Below are 25,893 nucleotides of genomic sequence, written 5' to 3'. Positions count from 1 at the left end.
AAAGGACGATTCATGGGCTCTCTAGGAAGGTTTATCAAACAATTTGGCTGGGTCAGTCTGCTGTTCAGCGTTCTGATGGTTATGCTGGCCGTAATGAGTCAGATTCTGCAAAACGCTTCACAGTTCGCTGAAGTCTATTCGGTTCTGCTATTCATCACCTGGCTTGGTGTCGGTGTGTTACTGGTGCTCTTTTTCCGCACTCTATGGAAACTCTACCGACAGCTGAAACAGAAAATTCCCGGCATCAAAGTCACCATCCGCCTGACGCTTCTGGCGACGCTGTTAATGGGGATTCCGGCTATCACCATCTTTGCTTTCTCACTGAACTTCATCCAACAAGGGATCAGCCAGTGGTTCGATGTGACCACCGAAGACGCCTTGGAGAAGGCTTCCAGTCTGGCCAGCATAACCCTCGACAATAAAACCCGCGACAGCCTCAAACTGACACAGTCTGTCGTCTCGCAGCAACAGATTGCACTGGAATTCAATCCGATCGCGGCAGTGGACAGCATCCGTAACCTGATCAACGCCCAGGAAGTCGCTCTGTACCAGACCAACCAGCAACTGATCGCTTTCAGTTCGCAGGACAACACCCAGATCCTGCCGAATACGCCCGGCGATAACCTTTTCCAGCAGGTTCGCAAGGAAACCCCTTACGCCGCAATCGAAAGTCAGCCGGGAGCCACTCAGAAAGAACAGTTTGTACGCGTATTCATCCCGATCACCAACAGCCTGAATGCACAATACGCCCTGCAAGCGATTTTCCCTCTGCCGACCAACATCACCGAACTGTCCGATTCGGTTGCACTGGCGACCGAGCAGTACCGCGAACTTTCCTATCTCAAAGGACCTCTGACTTTCAGCTTTACGCTGATCCTGTCGATGGTGGTGCTGCTGACACTGGTTACGGCGGTGCTATTTACCATTCGCGCGGTACAGAACTTCACCAGTCCGATCCGGGTTCTGGCTCGCGGAACCAAGGCGGTATCGCGCGGCGACTATACCATTCGCATGCCGGTCAAACAGCAGGATGAATTCGGCGATTTGATCAACTCGTTTAACGATATGATCGCGCGCATTGCCCAAGCTCGAAACGATATCAAACTCAGCCACCAGCAAGCCGAAGTCCAGAAACTCTATCTGCAAGCCATTATTCAGAACCTTTCCAGCGGCGTCATCACGCTCGATACGCAGAAACAGATCCGAACCCTTAACAGTGCCGCCGAGCGTATACTCGGCATAAAAAGCGAACACCTTCTCGAACAGAGCCTGCCGTTTCTGGCCAAGGCAAAAAATCTGGAAACCCTGCAGGACGACGAAGCCATGCATCAGCAAAGCCTGCAACTGCTGTTCGACAAGATCGTACAACACTTTGACGACCATCAAAATCAACCCAACCTGACATGGGCATTGCAGTTCGAATTCCAGAGCAGCGAAGGACAGAAAATTCTCATGCTGCACGGCTCGCCTTTACCGTCGTTGGAGAAGCAGGTCGCGGGGTACATTATCGTTATCGACGACATTACCGATCTGGTACAGGCACAGCTGCATGCCGCCTGGAGCGATGTTGCACGCCGACTGGCACACGAAATCAAAAACCCTCTGACACCGATCCAGCTCTCCGCAGAGCGTCTGAACTTCAAACTCGGCCGTCGTCTGCAGGGCGAGGACCGCGAACTGCTGGAGCGCCTGACGCAAACCATTATCGAGCAGGTCAGCACCATGCAGACATTGGTGCAGGCTTTCAGCGACTATGCGAATACACCGGAGGTCGAGCTGCAAAAAACCGAACTGTGCTCTCTGATCCAAGGCATCACCGAGATGTATCAGAATCCGAATGCAAAATGGCAAGTAACCTCGCACCTGAACAACAACTGTCCGCTGGTAATGGCCGATAAAGCCCGCCTGCGCCAACTGTTCCACAACCTGATCAAAAATGCGCTGGAAGCAACCGAAGACCTGCCGCAGCCAAGCGTCGAAATCTCCGCCGAACAGATCGATGAAGATGTACTGCAGATTATGGTCTGCGACAACGGCCCCGGCATTCCCAAGGAGGCTCAGAACTGGATTTTCGAACCCTACGCTACCGACAAACCGAAAGGAACTGGGTTGGGGCTGGCGATTGTCCGCAAGATAGTTGATGAACATCATGGGCAAATCCGCGTTAAGGCTTCACCCGCCGAGGGAACCTGCTTTATAATCACCCTACCTGTTTTAGCTAGCGAGAGAACATGAAACCTGGCAAACTGCTGATCGTTGATGATGAAAAAGATATCCGCAATTTAATGCAAGAAATCTTTGCCGAGGAAGGTTATCAAGTCGCCACGGCCGCCAATGGCATACAAGCGAAACAGGCTTGGCGTCAGAGCCTGCCTGACATTATGTTTCTTGACGTCTGGATGCCGGATGTGGACGGTATTTCGCTGCTCAAGGAGATGCAGGAAGAAGCGCTTCTGGAACACACCAAAGTGATCATGATGTCCGGCCACGGCACCATTGAAACGGCGATCGAGGCAACCCGTCTCGGGGCCTATGATTTTCTGGAAAAACCGCTTTCGCTGGCCAAATTGATCGTCACCGCGGAACGGGCGATGGAAAATATCCGCCTGAATCAGGAAAACCGTCAACTCAAACAGAAGCTGCCGGAACAATTTCTGCCGATCGGCAAAAGCAAGGCGATGGTCAGTCTGCGCGAAACCATCGAACGCCTGTCCAAATTCACCATGCCGGTCCTGATCGAAGGCGAATCCGGTAGCGGCAAGCACCATCTGGCGCGCGCGCTGCACAAAACCAGCAACCGCAAAGACGCCGCCATTGTCGAGCTCTCGGCCTATGACTTCAACCGCTATCTGGAGCAGATGCAGGAATCCGCCCTGATCCAGCAATTACGTCAGGCCGATCAGGGCACACTGGTAGTGGCCAATATCGAACAACTGAGTATTGACGCACAAAACATTCTTACCGACCTGATTAACCATAAACAAGTTCAGGTCGGCAATGAAACCATCGATCTTGATATCCGCGTGATTGCCTTGAGCCGCGGGGATCTGGAACTTGAAGTGGAACACAAAAACTTCCGCGATGACCTTTATCAGCGTCTGAAAGTCATGCCGATCGCAATTCCTGCGCTACGCCAGCATACGGAAGACATCCCGGAACTTTTGGACTTTTTCATCAATCATTATGTGACCCACGATGCTCTGGAATACCGTCATTTCAGCGTTCCGGCGCAAAATATTCTGCGTCAGTACGCTTGGCCTGGGAATCTTAAAGAGTTGCAGAATCTGGTGCAGCGTATACTGATTCTCGGCAACGGCGAAATTTCCGACGAAGAAGTCCGCAAGTATCTCAGCGAATCGCATAACGAAAGTGCCCAGACGGCGGCGATCGATACCAGCGTTAACTTGAAAGAAGCTAAAGACCGCCTTGAAGCCGCTTATCTATCACAACTTTTACGCGAAACCGGCGGAAATGTATCCGAAACCGCCAAACGATCCGGTATCGACCGCACCAACCTGTACCGGAAACTGAAAAACCTCGGAATCGACCCGAAAAATCCGGTTTGAAACCGTCCGAAGGGAATATTGAGACAATAGTTAAATGAATATTGTAATTTTAGGCGCCGGCCAGGTTGGTTCCTCGCTGGCCGAAGTTCTGGCAAACGAAAACAATGACGTTACCGTAGTGGATATCGACCGACTTCACCTGCAACGTCTGCAAGACCGTCTTGATATTCGAACCGTATTCGGACACGCCTCTCACCCGGACATTCTGATGCAGGCTGGCCTGGAAGACGCCGATATGCTGATCGCTGCGACCCAGAACGACGAAACCAACATTGTTGCCTGCCATCTGGCTCAACTCATGTTTCGAGTCCCGACCAAAATCGCCCGCGTCCGCGGGCGTTCCTATCTTGAGCACCCGGAACTTTTCAACCGCGCTGAAAACGAGAAAGCGATTGATATCGACCTGCTTATCAGCCCGGAAAACCTGGTTACCAACTACATTCTCCAGCTTATCGCCTATCCCGGTTCGCTGCAGGTAATCGACTTCCATGACGGTAAGTTGCGCCTGGTCGCCATGCCGGCCCATGAAGACGGATTGCTGGTTAATAAGAAAATCAATACGCTGAGAAACCATCTGCCGAATCACATTAAGACCCGCATTGTCGCGATCTACCGTAAGGACGAAATCGTTATGCCGACCGGCGACACCGTAATTCGTACCGGGGACGAAGTCTTCTTCCTTGCCGAACCACAGCATGTCCCGGCGATCATTACCGAACTGCGTCAGCGTAAAGAGAAGCCTTCTCGTAACATTATGATTGCCGGCGGAGGAAATGTCGGTTTCCATCTGGCGCAGGCGCTGGAAAAGACCCATCAGGTCAAACTGGTCGACCACAACATGAATCAGGCCAGAGAGGTCGCGGAAAAACTGAACAACACCGTTATTATCCACGGCGACATCTCCGATAAAGATCTCCTGCTGGAAGAGAATATTGATGAAATCGACCTGTTTGTCGCCGTTACCAACAGCGACGAAGCCAATATCATTTCCGGTATGCTGGCCAAAAAGCTCGGTGTGCGTCGAGTGATCGCACTGGTCAACAATCAGTCGTATGTTGAGCTGATCCAGCTCAACGGTATCGATGTCGCGATTTCCGCCGACCGGATCACAACCAGTAACCTGCTGCACCACACTCGTCAGGGAGACACTGTCAAGGCCGTCACTCTGCGACGAGGCGCGGCCGAAGCGATGGAAGTAGTCGCGCACGGTAGCGAAAACACCTCGGAAATCATCGGTAAAACCATTGCCGAAATTCCTTGGCCGAGCGACATTACCGTCGGCGCCATTATCCGCAACGATCAGGTCATTATCGCCCACCGCGATCTCGAGATCGAAGCGGAGGATCACGTCGTACTCTTCCTGACCGACCCGAACAGCACCTCTGCGGTTGCCGAACTGTTCGCAACCAGCAAACCGAGCTGGTTCAGCTGGAGCTAACCTCAGATGCACTCCAAAATCATACTCAAGGTCATCGGCCTGTTACTGATGATTTTCAGTTTAACGCTGGTACCGCCCGTCATTATCGCCGCCATCTACAATGACGGCGCGCTGATCGAATTCGCATCGGTCATGGGCGGCGTCCTCTTGTTTGGTCTACTTCTCTGGCTTCCGGTACGCGATTACAAACACGACCTGAAGATCCGCGACGGCTTTTTCGTCGTGGTAATGTTCTGGGTGGTATTAGGGGTCGTCGGTGCTCTGCCGCTGTACATCGAACAAGAGGTCTCTCTGAGCCTCACTGACGCAATTTTCGAGTCCTTTTCCGGCCTGACTACGACCGGGGCGACCGTTCTGACCGGCTTGGACAATATGCCGCAATCGATACTCTGGTATCGGCAACAGCTGCAATGGCTTGGCGGCATGGGGATTATCGTACTGGCGGTCGCCGTTCTGCCGATGCTCGGCGTTGGTGGCATGCAGTTGTATCGAGCGGAAACACCGGGACCGGTCAAGGATTCAAAAATCGCCCCACGTATTTCCGAGACGGCCAAAGCGCTATGGTATATCTATCTAGGTTTGACTCTGACCTGTGCGATTGCTTACTGGATGGCCGGCATGGACTGGTTCGACGCCTTCAGCCACAGCTTCTCGACCGTTGCTATCGGCGGTTTCTCAACTCATGATGCCAGTATCGGGCACTTTGACAGCTTTGAAATCGAGCTGGTCGCAATTTTCTTTATGTTTCTGGCAGGAATTAATTTCGCCCTGCATTTCAGCGCCTTCCGCAACCTGAATACCAACGTCTACCTCAGCGACCCGGAGTTCAAACTTTACGCCACACTGCTGATTCTGGTGACCGTTCTAGTCAGTCTGTTCCTTTATCTGCATAACGTCTATCCGACATGGGAAGAATCCATTCGCTACGGCCTGTTTCAGAGCGTCTCTCTGGCCACGACCACCGGTTTCGCCAATGCCGATTTCTCCGCATGGCCCGGATTTCTGCCGGTTCTGCTGATTTTTGTCAGTTTTATCGGCGGCAGCGCCGGCTCGACTGCCGGGGGCATGAAAGTCATCCGCTTCCTGCTGTTGAGCAAACAGGTGATCCGCGAAATTCAGGGATTACTGCACCCGAATGCAATCATGCCGGTTAAACTCGGAAATAAGAGTATTCCGGAAAAGGTCATGATGGCGGTCTGGGGCTTCCTCGCGGTTTATGTCTTTACTTTCACCATCATTATGCTGGTAGTCATGGCGCTCGGCGTCGATCAGGTCACTGCCTTCTCTTCGGTGGCGGCGATGATGAACAACCTAGGCCCCGGGCTCGGCGCAGTCTCGGCAAATTACCAGAGTCTCAGCGATCCGGTGAAATGGGTGCTGACGTTTGCCATGTTGCTGGGCCGTCTGGAAATCTTTACTCTACTGGTACTCTTTACGGCCGCTTTCTGGCGTAAATAAAGGATAAACAATGAGCAGCGTGCAACAGAAATGGGAGCAGCGTTATGCCGACGCCAACCTTAAGACTCCAGCCAATCCGTGCTATGTGCTGCAGCAGCACAGCAAACTGTTGCCTTTTTCCGGCAAAGCACTCGAACTGGCCTGCGGTCTGGGCGGTAACGCCCGCTTTCTGGCACGCTGCGGCTTGAAAACCGATGCCTGGGATATCTCCGATAATGCCCTGACGGTGCTCAATAATTACGCCAGCCTGAATCACCTGCCGATTACACCGTTAATTACCGATCTGGAGCAGATGCTGCTGCCTTATCAAAAGTACGACGCCATTGTCGTCAGTCGCTATCTCGACCGTTCAATCGCCAAACAGATTATGCAGGCCCTGAAACCGAATGGACTGCTCTTCTACCAGAGTTTTCTCGGCCCGAAGCAGGAAAACGGACCGGGCAATGCCGACTTCTATCTTAGCAGCGGCGAACTGCCGAAACTTTTCTCCGGCTTGCGCTGTGAAGTCTATGGCGAAGGCTGGCTTGCATCGGAAAATTCGCTCGACCTGAACCCTAAGCAGCGTTATAGTTGGTTCGTCGGCAAAAAGATTGCATAAAACTTTTGCCATCTTATGGAGGCGTTATTGATATGGATATTCAACTGACCGACAACGCATTGGTCATTATTCTTTTTATCGCGGTACTGTTTATTCTGATGCGCGGAGTCAAAGTTGTTCCGCAAGCCGAAAACTGGGTTATCGAACGGCTCGGAAAATACAACAGCACCCTGGAGGGTGGACTGAACTTTATTATTCCCTTTATCGATGATGTCCGCGTCAAATACAACATGCAGGAACAGACCATCGATATCCCTTCGCAAAGGGTCATCACCAAAGACAACGTCTCGATCTTCATTGACGGTATCGTCTTTATCCGCATTACCGATGCCCAGTCGGCCACCTACTCGGCGCTGGACGTTAAACAGATGATCAGCCAGCTGTGCCAGACCACCCTGCGTTCCGAGATCGGTTCGCTGGAGCTGGACGAAACCCTGAGTTCGCGCGACGACCTGAATGCCTCCCTGATGCAGGCGCTGAATAATGCCAGCAACGAATGGGGCCTGAAAGTCACCCGAGTCGAGGTCAGCGATATCTCGGTGCCGGAAGAAGTACAGAAAGCGATGGAACTGCAACTGCAGGCGACGCGTGAAAGACGCGCCATCGAAACCAAAGCGCAGGCGGAAAAAAATGCAGTCATTGCCGAAGCCGAAGCCTTGAAGCAGAAGGCGTTTCTTGAAGCCGAGGCGCTTGAGAGAACGGCCGATGCCGAGCGTTACCAGCAGGAACAGCTTGGTATCGGTCAGCAACTGGCGATCGAAGCCGTCAATCAGGCGATGCAGGAAAATCCGCAGGCAGCGGAATATCTCTTGGCCAAGGATCGGGTTAAAGCCTTTTCCGGATTGGCCGAATCCGATTCCAGCAATAAAATTGTCATCCCGGTGGAAACCAGCGAACTGCTCGGTTCCATGAGCCTGATCCAGCATCTGCTCAAACAGGACAAATAGGAGAGCCCAGATGTTCGAATGGATGATCGACTCTTCCCTGACCCCATCGATTCTGATTATCGTCGGTATTCTTATGATGCTCGGCGAAGTGCTGATCGTCGGGACTTTCGTGCTTTTCTGGGTCGCGCTGGCGTTTATCCTGATGGGGATCTACAGCCTTTATCAGCCGCTCGACTGGCGACTGCAGCTGGTGATTATTACCGCACTCGGCGCGCTTTTCACTTGGCTTCTGAACCCATACCTGAAAAAAAGCCAGCACCCGAATGAAGCGGACAGTTTTGCCCCTGAAAACGCCCATGGCTACGGCCGATTGCATCAGGACAAAAACGGCGACTATTCGGTTTTCTATCGTGGAACCTACTGGCTGATTGATCCGCAAACTCCTCCGGTGGATCCGCAGAACGGTACGGAAGTGATTATTCTTGAAGTGAAGGGGAATTACGTCAAAATCGGCTCAAAAGAGCAAGACGCCTAGAAAACGGCAACCCGAATTAGCGCTTGCGATAGATATTCGGAGCGCCTTCCGGCTGGCCGCGGAAGCGGCGATAGGTCCAGAGATATTGTTCCGGTGCCAGACGGATACAGGTTTCAATCCCCTGATTCAACGCACTGGCGGCAGCAAGCGGATCCTCGGCCGCCAATGCCTGACGGTCCGCCGGCAGGATATGCAAAACAAAACCGCCCTGCGGATGACGCAGCGCGATCAGATACAGACACTCCGCTTCGCTTTTCTGCAATAACTTGCTGACCAGCGTCATCGTACGTGCCGGCACCCCCATAAAAGGGGCATGCACGCCGTTTTTCCCGGCGTCCTGATCCGGCAATATCGCCGACAACTGATTCTCTTTCAAGGCTTTGATAATCTGACGAATGCCGCGCAGATCGGTCGGCACCAGAGTCGCGCCGAAACGCGTTCTTGCTGCACGCATACTCTTTTCCAACCCCTGCAGATTCGGCGGACGGTACATAATCGTTGAAGGATAATTCATGGAAATGTAACTTCCGGCAACCTCCCAGTTACCGATGTGCGGACCAAGCAACAGAACGCCCTTTCCTTTTGCATAGGCGGCATCCAAAAGCTCCTGCCCCTTCACCTCTCTGACCGAGTTTTCAACTTTCTCTTTCGGCCAGCGCCACATGGCACCAAGCTCCAGTATCGACTGAGCGTTGTGCTGCAGAGTCGCTTTGAGCAGTTTTTTGTGCTCCTGTTCGGAGCGCTGCGGATAAACGGCGCGCAGATTACACTGAGCCAGAAAACGTGCATGGCTCGGCAACCAGTAAAAGAGTGTGCCCATTCCTTTCCCTAACAGGCGGACTGCCGACAGCGGCAACATCGACAGAATTTGGATCAGTGCAACCACAATCCAACTTGCTACCCGGTGGACTGAGCGCTTTAATAAAGAGCGTTTTTTCGGCTTAGAATTCATTACTGTCTCGATATTCGGCTATTTCAGCTGTGCTGTGCCTTCGTGATTGTCGTCGGCGATCAGCGGTTGCATAGCGGTCCAGAGATTGGCATACAGATGTTTGTTCTTCTTTTCCTGTTCCAGCAGAAGCGCTTTGGTTTCGGCGCGAGCCTGCGGCTTGGCATAACAGGCCGGACAGTTATCCGGAATGACCGGCAGATTGGCCGCCTCGGCAAAATCACGCGTCTGATTTTCACGTACTCTGACCAGAGGTCGGATAATACGGATATCGCCTTCGTCGTTCAGATAATGCGCTTTCATGGTACGCAGTTGACCGGCATTAAACGCCGACATGATAAAGCTTTCCGCCAGATCGTCGAGATGCTGCGCCAACGCCAATACGTTGTAGCCTTCGCGACGGCACACGGTATAAAGCTTGCCGCGTTTCTGACGCGCGCAGAAGCTGCAGAAAGAATCGCCTTTCATATGCGCATCGGCAAGAGCGACCAAATCTTCCGACTCGTAGAAATAGGGAACACCCAGCTTAGCAACCCATTCCTTCAACGGCGAAGGATCAAAGCCGGGAATTTCCGGATCTATGGTGCAGGCCGCCAGCTCGAATTTGACCGGCGCATGCCGTTGCAGATGCTTGAGAATAACCAGCAGGGCCAGAGAATCCTTTCCACCGGAAAGCCCCAGAAGCACCCGATCGCCGTCACGCAGCATCTTGTACTGCGCCATGGCTCGCCCGACCAGTTTCATTATCGATTTTGGTGGGATAATCCAGTCCTTGGTACGCTCTTTCTTGGTCAATTTCGGTTGAGTTGTCGATTCCGCTTCGCTCATGGCTCTGTTATTTGCTTGCTGTAAAAATTTAGCGCCTATTTTACAATAATCGACACTCGCCAAATCTAAATTCTTAGCCGGGAATGCTTCATGCCAAAGACCTTATCGCTTTTTTTCTATGCCTGCGCAGTGCTTTTATTCAGCCTGTTCGCGGTCACAAGTCGCGCCGCAGCCCTTCCAGCGCTGCCAATCGACGCCGATAACCTGAGTGGAATAGTCGAATTCGACGACTATCTGGCGCTGGTCACCGACGAAGGCAGTCGTCTGGCGATATTGAAACGACATGGCGCCGATTGGCAGCTGCAACAAACGCCTTCTCTGGATAAGGATTCGGTCGAACTGGATCTGGAGGCACTCGCTTACCAGGCGCCTTTCCTGTACGCGCTCGGATCGCACAGCGCCAAGCGCAAAAAATTAAAGGCCGACAAAAACCAAAAACAAAACCTGAAACGGCTGGCGCAAACCAGCCCTGAAGAAGAACGGCAACGGCTATTCCGACTGACGCTGAATCAAAATGCAGACATAACGGAAATACAAAGCCTTTCGCTACAGGAGATCCTGGCCGAGCAGAAAATCGTCGCGCCTTTTATCTCTATTCCCAGTAAAGAGAACGGAATCGATCTTGAAGCGCTGACCGTCGATGCCAAAGGCCGTCTTCTGGTCGGCTTTCGCGGCCCGGTATTACGCGGCAACTGGGTACCGGTTCTGCGCCTGAAACTGCAATCAGACAGCCATTTCGCCGTTAAAAAAACCAAATGGCTGTGGCTCAATCTGGACGGCCGCGGTCTGCGCGGCATGAGTCCGGTTAAAGATGCCGACGGGAGCCATCAGGGGCAACTGATCCTCGCCGGAGCGGTTGGCGATCAGGCACTCTCCTATGCCGTCTATTACTGGGATGAAAGCAATCAACTGAGCGGAACCGATCGCGATACACAAGGCTTGCGTCTGTTGTGCGAAATCGACAGCCCACAAGGCAAACCGGAAGGCATACAATTCAAACGCCGTGGCAAAGGCAGCATTGAATTTCTGATACTGGAAGACGGTGTCGAAGGCGGCAACCTGCATTTACAGACGTGTCGTTTTTAAAAAGAGCGTTTCACAAACACCCCCAAAAACAACTTATTCGTTATAAATTTTTTTAAGCGCTAATGGCGACAAGAGTTGTTAGAATCATCTACCTAACAAACGTTAGTTAGATTTAATTTCGACTCAAAACCCACCAAGGAGCGCTTATGCTTTTTCGCCCTATTACCACCGCTATACTGGCAACCTTGACCTGCGGCATCAGCTTTCAGGTTCAGGCTTCTTCCGATGATCCTTTTGTACAGGGATTTGCCGCCTACGCCAAAGAAAACGGCGCTTTAAGCGGAAGTCTCGAAGCTTACATGAAAGATGTGCAGAGTGCGGAACGCAAAGCCGGTTATATCGGAAAGAAACTGACACTCCCTGCACCTCAGAAAGTGACCGATGGAGCCTATACCGTGGTCGGCAGTCTGATCTGGCACACACCGGAAAACTTCGGTTTGAACAACAACCTGTCATGGGTCGAGTTTGAAGACGGCGTTTTCGTTTTCAATGCCGGACCAAACCCCGCCGTTGCATACAGTTTCCACCAGCAGATCAAACAACACACCGATAAACCGGTGAAATGGATCGCGGTAGAAAACTCTCAGGGCCACGCCTATCTGGGTGCCAGCTACTGGGTGAACATCGGCGTCAAAAACCTTTATTCGCACAGCCGCGCCAATCAGGACTTCAACAACGGCTTTAAAGAGATCAAAGCCAGCTGGGCGCGACGCGTCGGCGAGGACATCACCCACTCGGCGCGCAATGTCAGTGACAAGTTCACCGAATTTGACGACAAGCTGGTAATCGATGTCGGCGGCGGCGAAACGGTCGAGCTTCTTAATTTCGGACCAGGACATACTCCGGGATCGACACTCGCCTATATCCCAAGCCGTAATCTGCTGTATACCGGTGACGTTGCCTATAACAAGCGTTCTCTGGCCCTGTTCTCCTACACCCATACCGGACACTGGGTTGACACTTTCAAAGCGATGAAAGCCGCTATGCCGGAAGATGTCATTGTCGTTCCGGGACACGGCGCTCCGACCGATATGGCGAAAATCAGCGAAGACACTCTGGGCTATCTTGAGTTTCTGCGCAATGCCGTCAAGCAGAAGATTGCCGCAGGTGGCAAGGAAGAAGATATGGCTTCAATCGACCAGTCTGCCTATAAAGACCGTCCGGTGTACCAGCAAACGCATCAGCACAATGCGGTTCACGTCTATAAAGAGCTCACCGGGGGCGACTTAGGACAAAGTTTCGAGTAAGATTTACCCATAAGAATAAATTCGAAACAAAGGGCTTTAATTGATGCAGACTTATGACCGTATACTGGCGCATTCCGCGGAACTTTTCTCCGAAAAAGGATTCGAGGCCGTCTCAATGCGGGATATTGCCAAAGCCTGCGGAATTAAAGCCCCTTCGCTATACAACCATTTCAAAGACAAACAGAGCCTTTATCAGGCCACTTTGAAATCGGTTTTCGATCAGCACAACGAACAACTGATTGCAGTATTGGTCGGCGAACAGAGCGCCGAAGAGAAACTTAAAGAAGTGATTCGTCTGAGCGCCTATAAAATGGCCGAAGACACCTTTTTCCGCCAGTTAATTCTCCGCGAGCTGTTACAAAACGATCCTCAAAAGTTGCAGTTTCTTGCGGAAACCGTAATGGCTGAAAGCTGTAAACAGCTGGAAAAAATTCTTCGACAAATTAATCCGGACAGCGATCTGCACTTTACCATCACCACTCTTCTCGGAATGACACTGTTCCATTTCCAGATCGGAAATATGCGCGATTTCCTTCCCGGCTCGCAGCCCAAACACCATCAGACCGACTATCTGGCGCAACAGATATTTGCAACCACCTTAAAAAGCTTGAAAGCTTAGTCTCTTATTCGCCCACCCTATTGAACAGCGCTATTAGACAGCTGAGGCGGTCGCTTCAATGCCATCTCTCTTAATGAGAAACTCTGCATCTTATTCTGCACGCTGGAAACCTGTTCAATGATTTCCGTCGAGGTCGAGGTCACCTGCTTCACCAGTTCGGCATTGGCAAAAGTGACATTTTCAATCTTCTGCAACGCTTCATTGACTTCGATAATCGAATGATTCTGATCTTTGATCGATGACTTCATCTGCACGGCCTGCTCGGCGATCTTCTCAATATGGTCGACATTGTTACTGAATACCGAACGCGTCTGCTCGGACAGTTTTAAGCCGCGTTCCACCCTTTGCAACGTCTGCTCGGTTACCTGGCGGATCTGCTGCGAGGCTTCCGCTGAACGCTGCGCCAAATTACGCACCTCCTGGGCGACCACGGCAAAACCGCGCCCCATCTCTCCGGCTCTGGCGGCTTCGACCGCGGCATTCAGCGCGAGCAGGTTTGTCTGGAAAGAGATGCTGTCGATGGTATCGGTCATGCCAGCAATCTCCTGACTCGCCAGTTCGATCTGCTGCATGGCATCGACCATCTCTTCGACGGTATTAACGCCGGAAGAGGTCTGCTGTTTGACATTCGCCGTCGCTTCGGCCACCTCGGAAGACTGGGCAAAACTGCCCTCCAGAAAGGTCACCATCGCCCCCATGCGCTGGGATGTTTTCTGAATCAGATCGGACTGACTTTCGACCCGCTGATTCAATTCCTGATTACCGTCGCTGATTTCGCGAACGCCGACTTCGGCCAGATGCGACGACACTTTAATTTCATCCAGCATCTGACTGACTTTTTCCGCCATGGAAACCATATGCTCTTTAAGTTCGCGCAGTTTGCCCTGATACTGTCCCGGAATCTCGTAGGAGAAATCCCCTTCACTGAACGCCTGCAAAGCCGCAACCTTATTGAAAATCGCCTGTTCCAGATTATGCAGCGCATCGTTCAAATGGCTTTTCAGATAGCCGAGATCGCCCGGCATCTGATGTTCGATGCGCAGAGAAAAATCCCCCCGCTCCATCGCCAGAGAAATACGCCGCACTTCGTCAATCGCCTGCTTCTGTTCGAAAATCGCTTTCTGCAAACCGCTCATAACCGAGTGATACTGGCCTGTGTAATCTTTCAACGCAATCTGATGGTTTAAGTTTCCGTTGGCCAGAGACTGACTGACCTCTTCGAGCCCATTCAAGGTCTGCTTTACCTGCCCGATACTGGCATTGAAATGATCAGCCATTTTTTTCAGATCTCCCTGATAATTTTCAGAGAGCGAAATATCCAGATCGCCGTGTGCAAGCGACTGGCTGCTGACAATCACCTCCTGCATGGCCCCGGAAAAGCTTTTTAACAGCGCCTCGATCGACTGTTCCATATCGGTCAGTTCATTACGGCCTTGCGCTGTCTGCCAGGCGTCAAAGTCCATTCGGCGGGTAATATGGTTAACCTGTCGCTTCATGCGATTCAAAGGTCGGGTAATCGAACGGATAAACAGCATATTGACCAGCACCATAGTCAGGAGACCGCCGAGGGCAACCCAGACCATCTGCTCGATACGCTCGGCAGAAAGGATTTCAACTTCCTGCAAGGCATCAACCCGCTGCTGTTTGTAGAAATTCAACAGCCGGTCAAAATGTTCTTGCGCCGAATAGACCAGTTTTGAGATGGTTCGGTCATTCTCCCTAGCCGTGCGCAGACCGTCGCGGATATCATGCATGCTTTCGATAAAGCCGTCGCGCGAATCATTCACGCCTTCGAATGTTTCCTGCACCAGGAAGTTACCGCTCAACCCCTCGTTAAGCGAAGCGAGATCCTGTTTCGCACTTTCGCCCAACCCCTTTTCTTCGAACTGGTCAAGAAAAGCAAAATCGCCGGAAACCATCAGTTGCGCCGCCAGACGTTTGGAAATCCGCAACTTCTCCTGCAAACTTGAGATATTCTGCTGCAGAGCCGGTTCTTCAGTCACTGCTTCACTGACCAGCAAAACATTCAGTTTCTCTTCAATTGACTCCGAGCTGCTTTCGATACCGTATTGATAGGTGTTTTCGATATCTTTTTTCAGAAACAGATAACTCTGTGTCGCTTTCTGCAGATTGATCAGAACGCGGTTGATCGCCAGCAGATCTTCGACCTGTTCTGCCGTCTCTGGCGTTTGAATTTCGCCCTGATCCGCAGCCGTTTGCAAATAGCCATTGCCGTTATCTTCGACCTCGACACCCAGCATCGCGAAAAACTCAAGCAGCAGATTCTGCTGGGCATCCAAAGCCTGGGCAAATTTCACCTGCCCTTCGTCAGAGCGGGTCAGCAGCAAGCGCATCATTTCGTCCACCAGCGCGCGGAAACCGTCATGAAAATTTTCGATCGGCGCGATCTTCTGCGTTTCCTGCTGCAGAATGCTGTTGGAAGAAGCCTGCGCTTTCCACAAACCGCTTAAACCGCCCCAGGCGATTGCAAAAGTAATCACTACCGCAATCGACAAATTGAGCCACAGTCGTTTCACAATCGATAAATTTTTCACTTCGCATGCCCCCGAGAATAAACCCGTTATATCTGTAAGTATTTTTAATCGGGGGAATGGTAGCGGCCGCAATAGAAGTCAATATGAAACTTAAATGACAGTTTGTTAATGGTCGTATGCCCGACTGAATAGATGGAAATTAGACACTTTCCAGTATCGACGCCCTTTAAAAAAACCAATACCGTCCTTAGATTATTGTTCGCAATGACACTTGCGTTTCAGCTCATTAACTCACAAAAATGATTTGGAGGTGTATATGCGAAAAAACTTGCCTTTAATGTTTGCCGCTCTGGCAGTCACAACCGGTTTAAACCTGCCGAGTCTGGCCTCGGCCTCTCAGGAAAGCGGTTCCTATAATGATCCGTATACAGCCGGATTCGAAAACTATGCCAAAGAGAACCCGGCGCTCGCAGCAGCTATTCGCGCCTATATTCAAGACCTTAAACAGGCAGAACAGCGCAAACCTGAATTAAAGGAAACGCCTGAAGAACTCGGGCACGGACAGCAGTAGGCGGTTAATCAGCGTTGCACTGCGGACAATAAAAAACGGCGCTTAATAAGCGCCGTTTTTGTATATGAAAGAAAGCTGTTCAGCTTAGGCGAGCAGTGCCGGAATGTTCTTATAAAGAATAAACAGCCCCATCAGTAGCATAAAGATTGCGAAGCCTTTCTTAAGCGCTTCCTGATCGATTCTGGAACTGATCTTGTGCCCCAGCCAGCCACCGAAAATACCGATCGCCGAGAAAATTCCGATAATACTCCAGTCCAAAGTCAGATCCAGCGCTTTGAGCACCGACAGATATTCGACAAAACCGGCAAACGACTTCACCGCAATAATCACCAGACTGGTTCCGACCGCCAGACGCATCGACAGACCGCCCAGAAGCACCAGCGCCGGGATAATCAGGAAGCCGCCGCCGACACCGACCAGACCGGTAACACTCCCGACGATGAAACCGTCGATAGCGATCTTATAAAAAGCGCGCGGTTCATGTTCCCCGTCCTGAAGCTTCATCGGCTTGTACATGAAATAAGCCGCAATCAACAAAAGAACGGTGAAAATCAGCATCTGAATCGCATCCGAAACGAAATGCGCACTCCAGGCACCGGCTACGGCACCGGCCATTCCCGGAACCCCGAAGAGAACCACGGTTTTCCACTGAACCAGCTGTTGTCGAGCATAGGGTATTGCCGAAAAGACACTGATAATACCGACAATCATCAATGATCCGGCTATCGCCACTTTCGTCTCCTGACCGACCACATAGGTCAGAACCGGAACGGTTAAGATCGATCCGCCTGAGCCCAGAAGCCCCAGCGTAATCCCGATAAACAGTGCGCCAATCCAGGCAAATACCATAGGATTCTCCTAAAAATTACTAATCGCTAATATACGAAAAAAACTGGCCCCATTTTACACAAGCCCAACCCGCAAAATATGACGAAAGTATGATCGTCAGCCAAAGCCAAAAGCTTGAACGGTGCGGGATCAGGAACGACGGGTCAGAAAAACGCCGCTTTCAATATGATGCGTGTAAGGAAACTGATCGAACAACGCCGTCTGCTGAATCTCATGCGTCTGCGTCAGAACTTCCAAATCTCTGGCCAGAGTTTTCGGGTTGCAGGAAATATAGATAATCCGCTCATAGTCGCAGACCATCTTGCGGGTCAGGTCATCCAGACCGGAGCGCGGCGGATCGACAAAGATCGTGCTGAAATCATAGGATTGCAGATCGATTCCTTTGAGACGATTGAACTCGCGTCCGCCGAAAGCTTCGGTAACCTCTTCGGCCGCCATCTTGATAATCTGCAGGTTTTCGACCTGATTAGCCGCAATATTCACCTGCGCCGAGGCGACCGAAGTTTTGGAAATTTCCGTCGCCAGCACCTTACGGTAACGATCGGCCAAAGCGATCGAGAAGTTGCCGTTACCGCAGTACAGTTCGATCAGATCACCATCCGACTGCCCGGAAACCGAACGTGCCCAATGCAGCATATGCTGCGCGACATAAGGATTCGGCTGGGTAAAGCTGTTTTCGATCTGCTGGTAGTGATAAGGCTTGCCGTCCACTTCCAGCGTCTCGGTAACAAAATCGGCATCCAGCAGAATTTTCTGCTTACGGGCGCGCCCGATAATATGCGTGATCGGCAGCTGCTTGCGAAGATTATCCGCCGCCTGCAACCATTCCTCATCGCCCTCAATCTGACGGCGATAGATCAAAGTGACCAGCATTTCGCCGCTCAGCGTGGCCAGAAAATCGACCTGAAACAGTTTCTTGCGCAATACCGGTTCGCTTTTAATCGCCTCCATCAACGGCGCCATCAGATTAGCAATCGGCTCGATCGCCATCGGACATTCGTCAATGCGGACTTTCTGCTTGGTTTCCTGATCGAACATGATATAAAAGGTATCGTCTTCTTCATGCCAGACACGAAATTCGGCGCGCGCGCGGTAATGCGCCGACGGCGATTCAAACACCTGCAGATTCGGAGTCTGCGGCAGTAAAGACTGCAAACGTTCTACCTTGTCAGCAAGCTGCTGTTGGTAGGATTCAGGAAAAACTTGGCACAACATAGTCAATTCAATCTAATTACGCCCGGCGCAGACGCCCCCGGCTTGATGGCAAACAAAACAACTATTATAGCAACTCCTGCTCTGCATACCTGTAAGAGCATCAGAAAATTCTTTTCTCGGAAACTCAGTAATTCCTGCCTGAAATTAAGTATATTTAAGTAAATATAAGGGTATGATAATTAACCGAAACCAGAGCATATCACCATAGAGAATAATGACTCAGCCGACTTTTTTAATCGTTGATGACCAGAAATCAATCGCCAACCTGCTTAAGCAGGAACTAAAAGCCCGTAGCTCTTTACCGATAAAAATCTGCCACACTCTTTCCGAAGTCCACTCATTTCTTGAAAGCGGTGCTCCCGTCGAGGTCGCGCTGTGCGATCTGAATCTTCCTGACGCGCCCAAAGGCGAGGTTCTAAAGCTTCTGCTGAAAGAGCACATTACAACCGTCGTTTTCAGCGCCTCTTTTAATGAAAAAAAACGCAACGATCACATATACAGAAAAGTCGCCGATTTTGTCCTGAAAGACAATCCGGCAGCAATCAACTATGCAGTTGATACCATGCTCAATCTGCACAAAAACCCTCGACGTCAAATCTGGCTATTAAGCACCAATCAATCCCGCTTTTCTCAAAGACTGATTAATATGCTGTATCTGCAGCGCTATCAGGTGACCTCCTTTGAACAACCTTCAAGAATCCGAAAACACTTAAAAACACAGAAGCCGGATATGATTCTCCTAGAAGATTCAAGCCATATAGATCCAAACGAACTGTTCAATCTGATTAATGACATACGCCAGCAATACAACTCAAACCAGCTACCTATGATGGCCTGTGAGCCAGTGGAACATATCGAGCTGGCGCTCAAAATGATGAAATATGGTGTCAATGACTTCTTTAACACCTCTTTCACTCCTGAAGAGTTTTACGTACGACTGAAACAGAATATTGAACTGAGCGAGTCCTATCGGGAAATCGAATACATCTCTCGCAGAGACTCCCTCACAAACCTTTTTAATCGGCGTCACTTTTTTGAGCGCGGCGAAACTCTGTTCAAACAATGGAAAACAGCCCAAAAACCATTTTTTACCTTAATGATCGATATCGATCACTTCAAAAAAGTGAACGATACCTATGGTCATCAAAAAGGTGATGAAGTCATTGTTTATGTTGCCCAAAGCTTGCAGACGCACTTCTCTTATAATTTAGTGGCACGCTTTGGTGGAGAAGAATTTTGCGTCTTTGGTGAACTCAATTCGCATGATGAATTAGCCGGTAACTGTGAAGCCCTTCGACAGCAGATTGAAACAGAATCGAAAGCTAGCGTCGGCTTGCCGGTCACCATCAGTCTTGGTCTTTGTACACATGGCAACTCGCTAGAACACGCCATTATGCAGGCAGATAATGCTCTTTACACCGCAAAAGAAACCGGACGCAACCGGCTATCAAAGTGCTCAAAAACCAAATAGAAAAGCGTACTACCCAAAGAAAACCGCAGAGAAGCCTCAATCCTTTCGAGTGCTCCTGAGCCGATCAAAGTGCAATGAGAATGATTACAGACGAAAATTTCAAAATCGGGTAAAATAACCGGCTTAATTTTATCTCTCTAACCGCATAATTTACGGGAAAGTTTCATGAGTTCACGCGCACAACGTTTATCCATTTTGAAATCCTTGCTGGCCGAGCGAGTCGTCGTCCTTGACGGTGCCATGGGGACAATGATTCAGGGTTTAAACCTGAGCGAAGAGGATTTCCGTGGCGAGCGCTTTGCCGACTATCACATGGATATCAAAGGCAACAACGATATTCTGGCGATGACCAAACCGGACGTGATTCGCGATATTCATTTGGACTTTCTGCGCAAAGGTGTCGATATTATCGAGACCAACTCCTTTAACGCCACCACCATTGCCCAAGCTGACTATGACATGCAGGAATATGTCAGCGAACTCAACCTTGCTTGCGCCAAGGTAGCGCGCGAAGCCTGTGACATTGCCGAAAGCGAAGATGGTAAACCGCGCTTTGTCGCAGGTGTTTTGGGGCCAACAAACCGCACCGCGTCGATTTCGCCGGACGTCAACGATCCGGGCTTCCGTAACACCTCTTTCGACGAACTGGTTACGGCCTACAAACAGGCCACACATGCTTTGCTTGAAGGTGGCGTGGACACCATTCTGATTGAAACGATTTTCGATACCCTTAACGCCAAAGCGGCAATCTTTGCGGTTAAAGAAGTGGAAAACGAAATCGGTTATGAAGTGCCGATTATGCTTTCGGGAACGATTACGGACGCAAGTGGAAGAACCCTTTCCGGTCAAACCACCGAAGCTTTCTATAACGCCGTGGCGCACGCCGAACCTCTGTCGGTCGGTCTGAACTGTGCCTTGGGGCCTGAAGAGCTGCGCCCTTACGTTCAGGAGCTGAGCCGCGTCTGCGAAACCTATGTGTCGATTCACCCGAACGCCGGTCTGCCGAACGAATTTGGTGAATACGACGAAACCCCGGAACAGATGGCGGCGGAAATCGCCCACTGGGCGGAACACGGCTGGATCAATATTATCGGTGGTTGCTGCGGAACCACGCCGGAGCACGTACAGGCCATGGCGGAAGCCGCGCAAAAACATCCGGCGCGTAGCTTACCGGAAACCCACCCTGCCTGCCGTTTGTCCGGTCTGGAACCACTGAACATTGACGAAGACTCTCTGTTTGTGAACGTCGGTGAGCGTAATAACGTCACTGGTTCCGCTAAATTCAAACGCCTGATTATCGAAGAAAACTACGAAGAAGCGATCGAGATCGCGGTGAAACAGGTGGAAGACGGCGCACAGATTATCGACGTCAATATGGACGAAGGGATGCTGGACGCCAAAGCGTGCATGGTTAAATTCCTGAATCTTCTGGCCTCCGAGCCGGAAGCTTCACGCGTACCGATTATGATCGACTCCTCGAAATGGGAAGTCATCGAAGCCGGTCTGAAATGCATTCAGGGTAAAGGTGTGGTTAACTCCATCTCGCTCAAAGAGGGTGAAGAAGCCTTTATCGAACACGCTCGCAAGGTAAAACAGTACGGCGCGGCAACCATCGTAATGGCCTTCGACGAAGACGGTCAGGCAGATACGCTAGAACGCAAAATCGAAATCTGTAAACGTTCTTACGAAGTACTGACTGAAAAAGTCGGTTTCCTGCCGCAAGACATTATTTTCGACCCGAATATCTTCGCGGTCGCGACCGGTATCGAAGAGCACAACAACTACGGTCTGGACTTTATTAATGCGGTCACCTGGATTAAAGCCAACCTGCCGCATGCCAAGATTTCCGGCGGGGTGTCCAACGTTTCCTTCTCGTTCCGTGGTAACAATCCGGTGCGTGAAGCGATTCACTCGGTGTTCCTGTACTACGCGATCAAAGAAGGCATGGACATGGGGATCGTTAACGCCGGTCAGATGGCGATTTACGACGACCTGCCGGAAAAACTGCGCCTGGCCGTTGAAGACGTGATCCTCAACAAAGACCCGGAAGCCGGTGAGCGCCTGCTGGAAGTCGCTGAAGAGTTCCGTGGCGATGGTTCCGCTGCCGGTAAAGTACAAGACACCGCCTGGCGTGAAGCCTCGGTCGAAAAACGCCTGGAACACGCACTGGTCAAGGGGATTACCGACTTTATCGAAGCGGACACCGAAGAAGCCTATCAAAAACTGGGCTCCGGCCTGCAAGTGATCGAAGGCCCGCTAATGGACGGTATGAACGTGGTCGGCGACCTGTTCGGTTCCGGAAAAATGTTCCTCCCACAGGTAGTGAAATCGGCGCGTGTTATGAAACGCGCGGTGGCCTATCTTGACCCTTATCTGCTGGCGGCGAAAACCGAAGGCCAGGCAAACGGGAAAATCGTCATGGCAACCGTTAAGGGCGACGTACACGACATCGGTAAAAACATCGTCGGCGTGGTTCTGCAATGTAATAACTTCGAGGTCATCGACCTTGGCGTGATGGTGCCTGCCGAGAAAATTCTCGACACCGCAGTGGCCGAAGGCGCGAATGTCATCGGGCTTTCCGGTCTGATTACCCCATCTCTGGAGGAGATGGTCAATGTCGCCAAACTAATGAAAGAGCGCAATATGGACTTGCCGCTGCTGATCGGTGGTGCAACCACTTCCAAAGCGCATACCGCAGTGAAAATCGAGCCGCAATACGACCATCCTGTTGTGTATGTTAAGGATGCCTCTCGTGCGGTGGGTGTCGCGCAAAGCCTGATTTCCAACGATCTGAAAGCCGACTTTGCCGCGAAGATTCGAGAAGAATACGAAACCGTGCGTGAAGAGCGTAAAGCGCGCGCCAAGCAGGTCAAACGCGTACCGATCAACAAGGCGCGTGAAAACCGTATTGAGATCGACTGGAACGGTTATCAGCCGGTGAAACCAAGTTTCCTGGGTTCCCGTGTCATTGAGGATTACCCGCTGGAAAAACTGCTGGAACGTTTCGACTGGTCGCCGTTCTTCCAATCTTGGGAACTGCACGGTCTGTTCCCACGCATTCTGGATGACAAGGTGGTTGGTGAAGAAGCGCGCAAGGTGTATGCCGATGCGCAGGCGATGTTGGAAAAAATCATTGCCGAGAAATGGCTGACCGCCAAAGCGGTGTACGGCTTCTATCCGGCGAATACGATTGGCGACGACATTGAAGTCTATACCGACGAGTCGCGCACCGAAGTGCTGACCGTTCTGCACAACCTACGTCAACAGGCTGAGAAAAAACGCGGCGGTTACAACCAATGTCTATCCGATTATATTGCGCCGAAAGAAACCGGAATCGCTGATTACGTCGGTCTATTCGCGGTTTCCGGCGGGATCGGCTGTGATGAAAAAGCGGCCGAATTTGAAGCCGAGCACAACGACTATGAAGCGATTATGCTGAAAGCACTCGCCGATCGTTTTGCCGAAGCCTTTGCCGAAACCCTGCATGAAATGGTGCGTAAAACAGAATGGGGTTATGCGCCGGATGAAAACTTGGATAATGAAGCTCTGATTCGTGAGAAATACCAGGGTATCCGCCCTGCTCCGGGTTATCCGGCCTGTCCGGAACACACCGAAAAAGGCACCATCTGGGAACTGCTTAAACCGGATACCGAAATCGGTCTGGAACTGACGTCAAGCTACGCCATGACGCCGACTGCGGCGGTTTCCGGTGTCTACTTCTCGCATCCTGACTCAAAATACTTCGGTATCGGCTCGGTCGGTCGTGACCAAGTTGAAGACTACGCCCACCGCAAAGGCTGGAGCGTAGAAGAAGCCGAGAAATGGCTGGCACCGAATCTGGGGTATGATCCTGAAGACTTTGCGCAGTAGACAGGCATCGTGTATTGTCACTCTGAATAATTGAGGTGAGCAGATGGATAATAAACTTGATTTCACAGCATTAGAAAAAGCGATTTCTAGACTTGATGAAAGCCTAAAAGTCGTTGATGAATTCAAATCTACCGACTCCTCACCTCTGCTCCGCACTTTAGTTTCAGGCGTAGTTCAACATTTTGAATTCACTTATGAACTCAGCTGGAAGTTCATTAAACGCTGGCTGGGTGAGAACTTGGGTAAAAGCCAAGTCGATGGTGTATCACGCCAAGAGTTGTTTCGTTTAGCCGCCGAGTACCAACTGATTGACTCGGTAGAAAACTGGATGCTATTTCACCGCGCTCGTAATGAAACCAGCCATACCTACAATGAAAATACAGCTGATGAAGTGTTTAAAGTCGCAGTGCAATTTTTGCCAGAAGCAAGCAAGCTACTCAATGCATTGAAAGCCAAAGGTTAAAGATGCTTCAACTCACCGAGCAGCAATCTCTGGAAGTTCTTCGTATCGTTAACAGTATTATCGATGAACCCCATGCTGTTTTTGCCTATGGCTCCAGAACAAAAGATCAAGCCAGACCTTATTCTGATTTAGATTTACTCGTCAGAGCCGACGAAAAACTTCCTATCGAAAAACTCTACAAGCTCAAAGATGCTTTTGAATTTTCTGATTTACCATTTAGAGTAGATGTTCAAGATTGGTATGCTTTAAATGACAGTTTTAAGCATAATATTGAAAGCTCGTTAATCAAACTGAATTAGAAACAAGTAAATCAATCGAGCCTGATCCCATTGATCCCTCTGCCCTAGTTATTTACTGAATTTCATAAACTCTATTCGATCCATTTTATAAAATCATCCATTAATAATTTTACAGCTCTTGAACAACACTGGCTCTCTATAACCCGGCTTATTATATTCTCTAACTGGGCCATTAAGTGAGGGCATCGGATCATCAATATCCCTATTTCTTTTTAGGAATCCACCATCACATTCGACTGTTATAAATTTTCGGTTCTTTTGTAATCTAGCAAATAAATTAGGACTTGATTCTTCTTCTAAATCTATAATCAGGTTTCTTTTTTGAGGAACTCTTTTCTGTAGCTTTAAATCTGCTTTCGATCGAGAACCTACTTGATAGGAAAAAGACGTTACTTTTTGAGTAAAACCTCTGGTGATAAAGTTATCAACTTTGGCTTTAAAAACCAATTTCTTCCCCTTCTTCAAAGTACGATATTTTTTTCCTTCAATTTTTCCCTCAGCAATTTGCTTATTTCTTATGTCATTTAGCATGATTTGCAAATCTACGAACTTAGAAAGTTCTTTTTCATCATTGAAAATAAAAACTTGTGAACAACTTGCAACTGAAGAGAAAAATACAGCAAAAATCAAAGTGATATATTTAATCATCTCGAACCTCGTTAATAGGGAAAGCAACAAACAACAATACAGATAAAAATCTATTTTTAAAGTAAAAATGCACTTCATTCAGTAAAAATCAGCACTTTCCCTCGTTAAGACTTAATAATAATTATTATTATACTTTATTCCCGCGCTCTCGCGTGGGAGTGCATAATAATCGAACAATTGGGGGCAAAGTAAAATTAAATTACTAGCCTAATTACGAAGCTTTCTTTACTTTTTCGCTCTGCCTTAAATTGGCAAGTTCTAAAACTTGTGCGCTGAACTCGCTTCACTCAAACGGAGAACTCGGCTGAAGCGAAGCGGAGAGACGAGAAACTGTAGCGTTTCTTACCCTCAAGGGGCACCTAGATCGTTCGCTACTCCAAGAACTTTTGCACAATTTATTACAAGGGGAGTTTTAGCGTACTAAGCTGGCTTCACGTGAACCGGGTTTTTATGGAGTTAACTGTCTAGATAAGCACTGTTAGAACAAACTGCTAGAGAGCTAACGATCGTCTCTCGCTTTTTTCTGACGGGCGATTTCTCGTTGTGTGAATAGATAGAGTTGTTCGATTTTATCTCTTGCCCAAGGGGTTTTACGCAAGAACTTCAAGCTAGAGTTGAGGCTTGGGTTATTTTTGAAACAGTTCATCGGTGCTTTCTCTGCTAAACCATCCCAGCCGTAATATTCGACCAGCTCACTGACAATCGTTTTTAAGGTAAGACCATGCAATGGATTATTGCGTTGGGTAGAGGTTTGTTCCAAGTTTGGCGTATTCGACTGTTTTGTCATTGAGTGAATCCTTT

Annotated in this window: 22 protein-coding genes; 15 read left to right on the top strand and 7 right to left on the bottom strand. The window is 50.1% G+C overall.

Annotated features, from left to right (window positions below):
* Positions 1-12 precede the first annotated feature (12 nt).
* From HQN79_RS01305 to HQN79_RS01275, 7 genes are read left to right on the top strand one after another with little or no spacing between them, the layout of a single operon-like run.
* Positions 13-2,235 (top strand): sensor histidine kinase, encoded by a 2,223-nt coding sequence (locus tag HQN79_RS01305; RefSeq protein WP_173283905.1) that lies wholly within the window; start codon positions 13-15, stop codon positions 2,233-2,235.
* Complete coding sequence (locus tag HQN79_RS01300) at positions 2,232-3,566, top strand: sigma-54-dependent transcriptional regulator (protein WP_173283904.1); 1,335 nt, start codon at positions 2,232-2,234, stop codon at positions 3,564-3,566. The genes HQN79_RS01305 and HQN79_RS01300 overlap by 4 nt, the downstream gene beginning before the upstream one ends.
* 34 nt (positions 3,567-3,600) lie before the next feature.
* Positions 3,601-5,004 carry a Trk system potassium transporter TrkA gene (gene trkA, locus HQN79_RS01295; RefSeq protein ID WP_173283903.1) on the top strand — a complete coding sequence of 468 codons (1,404 nt, stop codon included), beginning with the start codon at positions 3,601-3,603 and terminating at the stop codon, positions 5,002-5,004.
* A gap of 6 nt (positions 5,005-5,010) precedes the next feature.
* Positions 5,011-6,462 carry a TrkH family potassium uptake protein gene (locus tag HQN79_RS01290; protein ID WP_173283902.1) on the top strand — a complete coding sequence of 484 codons (1,452 nt, stop codon included), beginning with the start codon at positions 5,011-5,013 and terminating at the stop codon, positions 6,460-6,462.
* A gap of 10 nt (positions 6,463-6,472) precedes the next feature.
* Complete coding sequence (locus HQN79_RS01285; protein WP_173283901.1) at positions 6,473-7,060, top strand: class I SAM-dependent methyltransferase; 588 nt, start codon at positions 6,473-6,475, stop codon at positions 7,058-7,060.
* A gap of 32 nt (positions 7,061-7,092) precedes the next feature.
* Positions 7,093-8,007, top strand: a complete 915-nt coding sequence (locus tag HQN79_RS01280) for an SPFH domain-containing protein (RefSeq protein WP_173283900.1) — start codon at positions 7,093-7,095, stop codon at positions 8,005-8,007.
* Positions 8,008-8,017: 10 nt separating this feature from the next.
* A complete protein-coding gene (locus HQN79_RS01275; protein WP_173283899.1) occupies positions 8,018-8,482 on the top strand; it encodes an NfeD family protein in 465 nt (154 codons plus the stop codon).
* A 16-nt stretch (positions 8,483-8,498) separates the two neighbouring features.
* Here the strand turns inward: HQN79_RS01275 and HQN79_RS01270 are convergent, their stop codons facing one another.
* Together HQN79_RS01270 and HQN79_RS01265 are read right to left on the bottom strand one after the other, a co-directional pair.
* Positions 8,499-9,434, bottom strand: a complete 936-nt coding sequence (locus HQN79_RS01270; protein WP_275284679.1) for a lysophospholipid acyltransferase family protein — start codon at positions 9,432-9,434, stop codon at positions 8,499-8,501.
* Positions 9,435-9,452: 18 nt separating this feature from the next.
* Positions 9,453-10,259 (bottom strand): tRNA 2-thiocytidine biosynthesis TtcA family protein, encoded by an 807-nt coding sequence (locus HQN79_RS01265; protein ID WP_173283897.1) that lies wholly within the window; start codon positions 10,257-10,259, stop codon positions 9,453-9,455.
* 90 nt (positions 10,260-10,349) lie between these two features.
* On the opposite strand from HQN79_RS01265, the gene HQN79_RS01260 reads away from it, so the two are divergent.
* The 3 genes from HQN79_RS01260 to HQN79_RS01250 all read left to right on the top strand — a co-directional run bounded on the left by HQN79_RS01260 (position 10,350) and on the right by HQN79_RS01250 (position 13,211).
* Positions 10,350-11,345: a DUF3616 domain-containing protein gene (locus HQN79_RS01260; RefSeq protein ID WP_173283896.1), complete on the top strand. Its 996-nt coding sequence runs from the start codon at positions 10,350-10,352 to the stop codon at positions 11,343-11,345.
* Between the two features lie 146 nt (positions 11,346-11,491).
* A complete protein-coding gene (locus HQN79_RS01255; protein WP_173283895.1) occupies positions 11,492-12,592 on the top strand; it encodes an MBL fold metallo-hydrolase in 1,101 nt (366 codons plus the stop codon).
* A 43-nt stretch (positions 12,593-12,635) separates the two neighbouring features.
* Positions 12,636-13,211: a TetR/AcrR family transcriptional regulator gene (locus tag HQN79_RS01250; protein WP_238843444.1), complete on the top strand. Its 576-nt coding sequence runs from the start codon at positions 12,636-12,638 to the stop codon at positions 13,209-13,211.
* Positions 13,212-13,228: 17 nt separating this feature from the next.
* Here the strand turns inward: HQN79_RS01250 and HQN79_RS01245 are convergent, their stop codons facing one another.
* The gene (locus HQN79_RS01245; RefSeq protein ID WP_173283893.1) at positions 13,229-15,766 is read right to left on the bottom strand and encodes a methyl-accepting chemotaxis protein; all 2,538 of its coding nucleotides are present in this window, start codon (positions 15,764-15,766) and stop codon (positions 13,229-13,231) included.
* Between the two features lie 256 nt (positions 15,767-16,022).
* Between HQN79_RS01245 and HQN79_RS01240 the strand changes: the two genes are divergently transcribed.
* Entirely contained in the window at positions 16,023-16,277 is a 255-nt protein-coding gene (locus HQN79_RS01240) for a hypothetical protein (RefSeq protein ID WP_173283892.1), read from the top strand.
* A gap of 84 nt (positions 16,278-16,361) precedes the next feature.
* Here HQN79_RS01240 and HQN79_RS01235 read toward each other — a convergent pair whose 3' ends face one another.
* Positions 16,362-17,126, bottom strand: coding sequence for a sulfite exporter TauE/SafE family protein (locus HQN79_RS01235; RefSeq protein WP_173283891.1), 765 nt, complete (start codon positions 17,124-17,126; stop codon positions 16,362-16,364).
* 129 nt (positions 17,127-17,255) lie between these two features.
* Positions 17,256-18,341 carry a tRNA (uridine(54)-C5)-methyltransferase TrmA gene (trmA, locus tag HQN79_RS01230; RefSeq protein WP_173283890.1) on the bottom strand — a complete coding sequence of 362 codons (1,086 nt, stop codon included), beginning with the start codon at positions 18,339-18,341 and terminating at the stop codon, positions 17,256-17,258.
* 214 nt (positions 18,342-18,555) lie between these two features.
* On the opposite strand from trmA, the gene HQN79_RS01225 reads away from it, so the two are divergent.
* The 4 genes from HQN79_RS01225 to HQN79_RS01210 all read left to right on the top strand — a co-directional run bounded on the left by HQN79_RS01225 (position 18,556) and on the right by HQN79_RS01210 (position 24,444).
* Complete coding sequence (locus HQN79_RS01225) at positions 18,556-19,812, top strand: GGDEF domain-containing response regulator (protein WP_173283889.1); 1,257 nt, start codon at positions 18,556-18,558, stop codon at positions 19,810-19,812.
* 165 nt (positions 19,813-19,977) lie between these two features.
* Positions 19,978-23,682: a methionine synthase gene (metH, locus tag HQN79_RS01220; protein WP_173283888.1), complete on the top strand. Its 3,705-nt coding sequence runs from the start codon at positions 19,978-19,980 to the stop codon at positions 23,680-23,682.
* A 43-nt stretch (positions 23,683-23,725) separates the two neighbouring features.
* Positions 23,726-24,145 (top strand): nucleotidyltransferase substrate binding protein, encoded by a 420-nt coding sequence (locus HQN79_RS01215; protein ID WP_173283887.1) that lies wholly within the window; start codon positions 23,726-23,728, stop codon positions 24,143-24,145.
* A gap of 2 nt (positions 24,146-24,147) precedes the next feature.
* Positions 24,148-24,444: a nucleotidyltransferase family protein gene (locus HQN79_RS01210; protein WP_173283886.1), complete on the top strand. Its 297-nt coding sequence runs from the start codon at positions 24,148-24,150 to the stop codon at positions 24,442-24,444.
* A 93-nt stretch (positions 24,445-24,537) separates the two neighbouring features.
* Here the strand turns inward: HQN79_RS01210 and HQN79_RS01205 are convergent, their stop codons facing one another.
* Both HQN79_RS01205 and HQN79_RS01200 read right to left on the bottom strand, forming a co-directional pair.
* On the bottom strand, positions 24,538-25,092 hold the full coding sequence (locus HQN79_RS01205; protein WP_173283885.1) for a hypothetical protein: 555 nt from the start codon (positions 25,090-25,092) through the stop codon (positions 24,538-24,540).
* 499 nt (positions 25,093-25,591) lie between these two features.
* Positions 25,592-25,879, bottom strand: coding sequence for a VF530 family protein (locus tag HQN79_RS01200; protein ID WP_173283884.1), 288 nt, complete (start codon positions 25,877-25,879; stop codon positions 25,592-25,594).
* Positions 25,880-25,893: the final 14 nt, after the last annotated feature.

It is taken from the genome of Thiomicrorhabdus xiamenensis (genome assembly GCF_013282625.1).
Lineage (GTDB): Bacteria > Pseudomonadota > Gammaproteobacteria > Thiomicrospirales > Thiomicrospiraceae > Thiomicrorhabdus > Thiomicrorhabdus xiamenensis.
The sequence above is the reverse complement of the archived record's forward strand: the minus strand, read 5'-3'. Positions and strand labels throughout refer to the sequence as shown.

Coding starts and splice junctions, on each gene's coding strand:
- HQN79_RS01275 (WP_173283899.1), top strand. CDS start 8,018: ATGTTCGAATGGATGATCGACTCTTCCCTGACCCCATCGATTCTGATT.
- HQN79_RS01200 (WP_173283884.1), bottom strand. CDS start 25,879: ATGACAAAACAGTCGAATACGCCAAACTTGGAACAAACCTCTACCCAA.
- HQN79_RS01215 (WP_173283887.1), top strand. CDS start 23,726: ATGGATAATAAACTTGATTTCACAGCATTAGAAAAAGCGATTTCTAGA.
- HQN79_RS01270 (WP_275284679.1), bottom strand. CDS start 9,434: ATGAATTCTAAGCCGAAAAAACGCTCTTTATTAAAGCGCTCAGTCCAC.
- HQN79_RS01240 (WP_173283892.1), top strand. CDS start 16,023: ATGCGAAAAAACTTGCCTTTAATGTTTGCCGCTCTGGCAGTCACAACC.
- HQN79_RS01280 (WP_173283900.1), top strand. CDS start 7,093: ATGGATATTCAACTGACCGACAACGCATTGGTCATTATTCTTTTTATC.
- HQN79_RS01290 (WP_173283902.1), top strand. CDS start 5,011: ATGCACTCCAAAATCATACTCAAGGTCATCGGCCTGTTACTGATGATT.
- HQN79_RS01265 (WP_173283897.1), bottom strand. CDS start 10,259: ATGAGCGAAGCGGAATCGACAACTCAACCGAAATTGACCAAGAAAGAG.
- trkA (WP_173283903.1), top strand. CDS start 3,601: ATGAATATTGTAATTTTAGGCGCCGGCCAGGTTGGTTCCTCGCTGGCC.
- HQN79_RS01205 (WP_173283885.1), bottom strand. CDS start 25,092: ATGATTAAATATATCACTTTGATTTTTGCTGTATTTTTCTCTTCAGTT.
- metH (WP_173283888.1), top strand. CDS start 19,978: ATGAGTTCACGCGCACAACGTTTATCCATTTTGAAATCCTTGCTGGCC.
- HQN79_RS01255 (WP_173283895.1), top strand. CDS start 11,492: ATGCTTTTTCGCCCTATTACCACCGCTATACTGGCAACCTTGACCTGC.
- HQN79_RS01210 (WP_173283886.1), top strand. CDS start 24,148: ATGCTTCAACTCACCGAGCAGCAATCTCTGGAAGTTCTTCGTATCGTT.
- trmA (WP_173283890.1), bottom strand. CDS start 18,341: ATGTTGTGCCAAGTTTTTCCTGAATCCTACCAACAGCAGCTTGCTGAC.
- HQN79_RS01305 (WP_173283905.1), top strand. CDS start 13: ATGGGCTCTCTAGGAAGGTTTATCAAACAATTTGGCTGGGTCAGTCTG.
- HQN79_RS01300 (WP_173283904.1), top strand. CDS start 2,232: ATGAAACCTGGCAAACTGCTGATCGTTGATGATGAAAAAGATATCCGC.
- HQN79_RS01235 (WP_173283891.1), bottom strand. CDS start 17,126: ATGGTATTTGCCTGGATTGGCGCACTGTTTATCGGGATTACGCTGGGG.
- HQN79_RS01260 (WP_173283896.1), top strand. CDS start 10,350: ATGCCAAAGACCTTATCGCTTTTTTTCTATGCCTGCGCAGTGCTTTTA.
- HQN79_RS01250 (WP_238843444.1), top strand. CDS start 12,636: ATGCAGACTTATGACCGTATACTGGCGCATTCCGCGGAACTTTTCTCC.
- HQN79_RS01225 (WP_173283889.1), top strand. CDS start 18,556: ATGACTCAGCCGACTTTTTTAATCGTTGATGACCAGAAATCAATCGCC.
- HQN79_RS01285 (WP_173283901.1), top strand. CDS start 6,473: ATGAGCAGCGTGCAACAGAAATGGGAGCAGCGTTATGCCGACGCCAAC.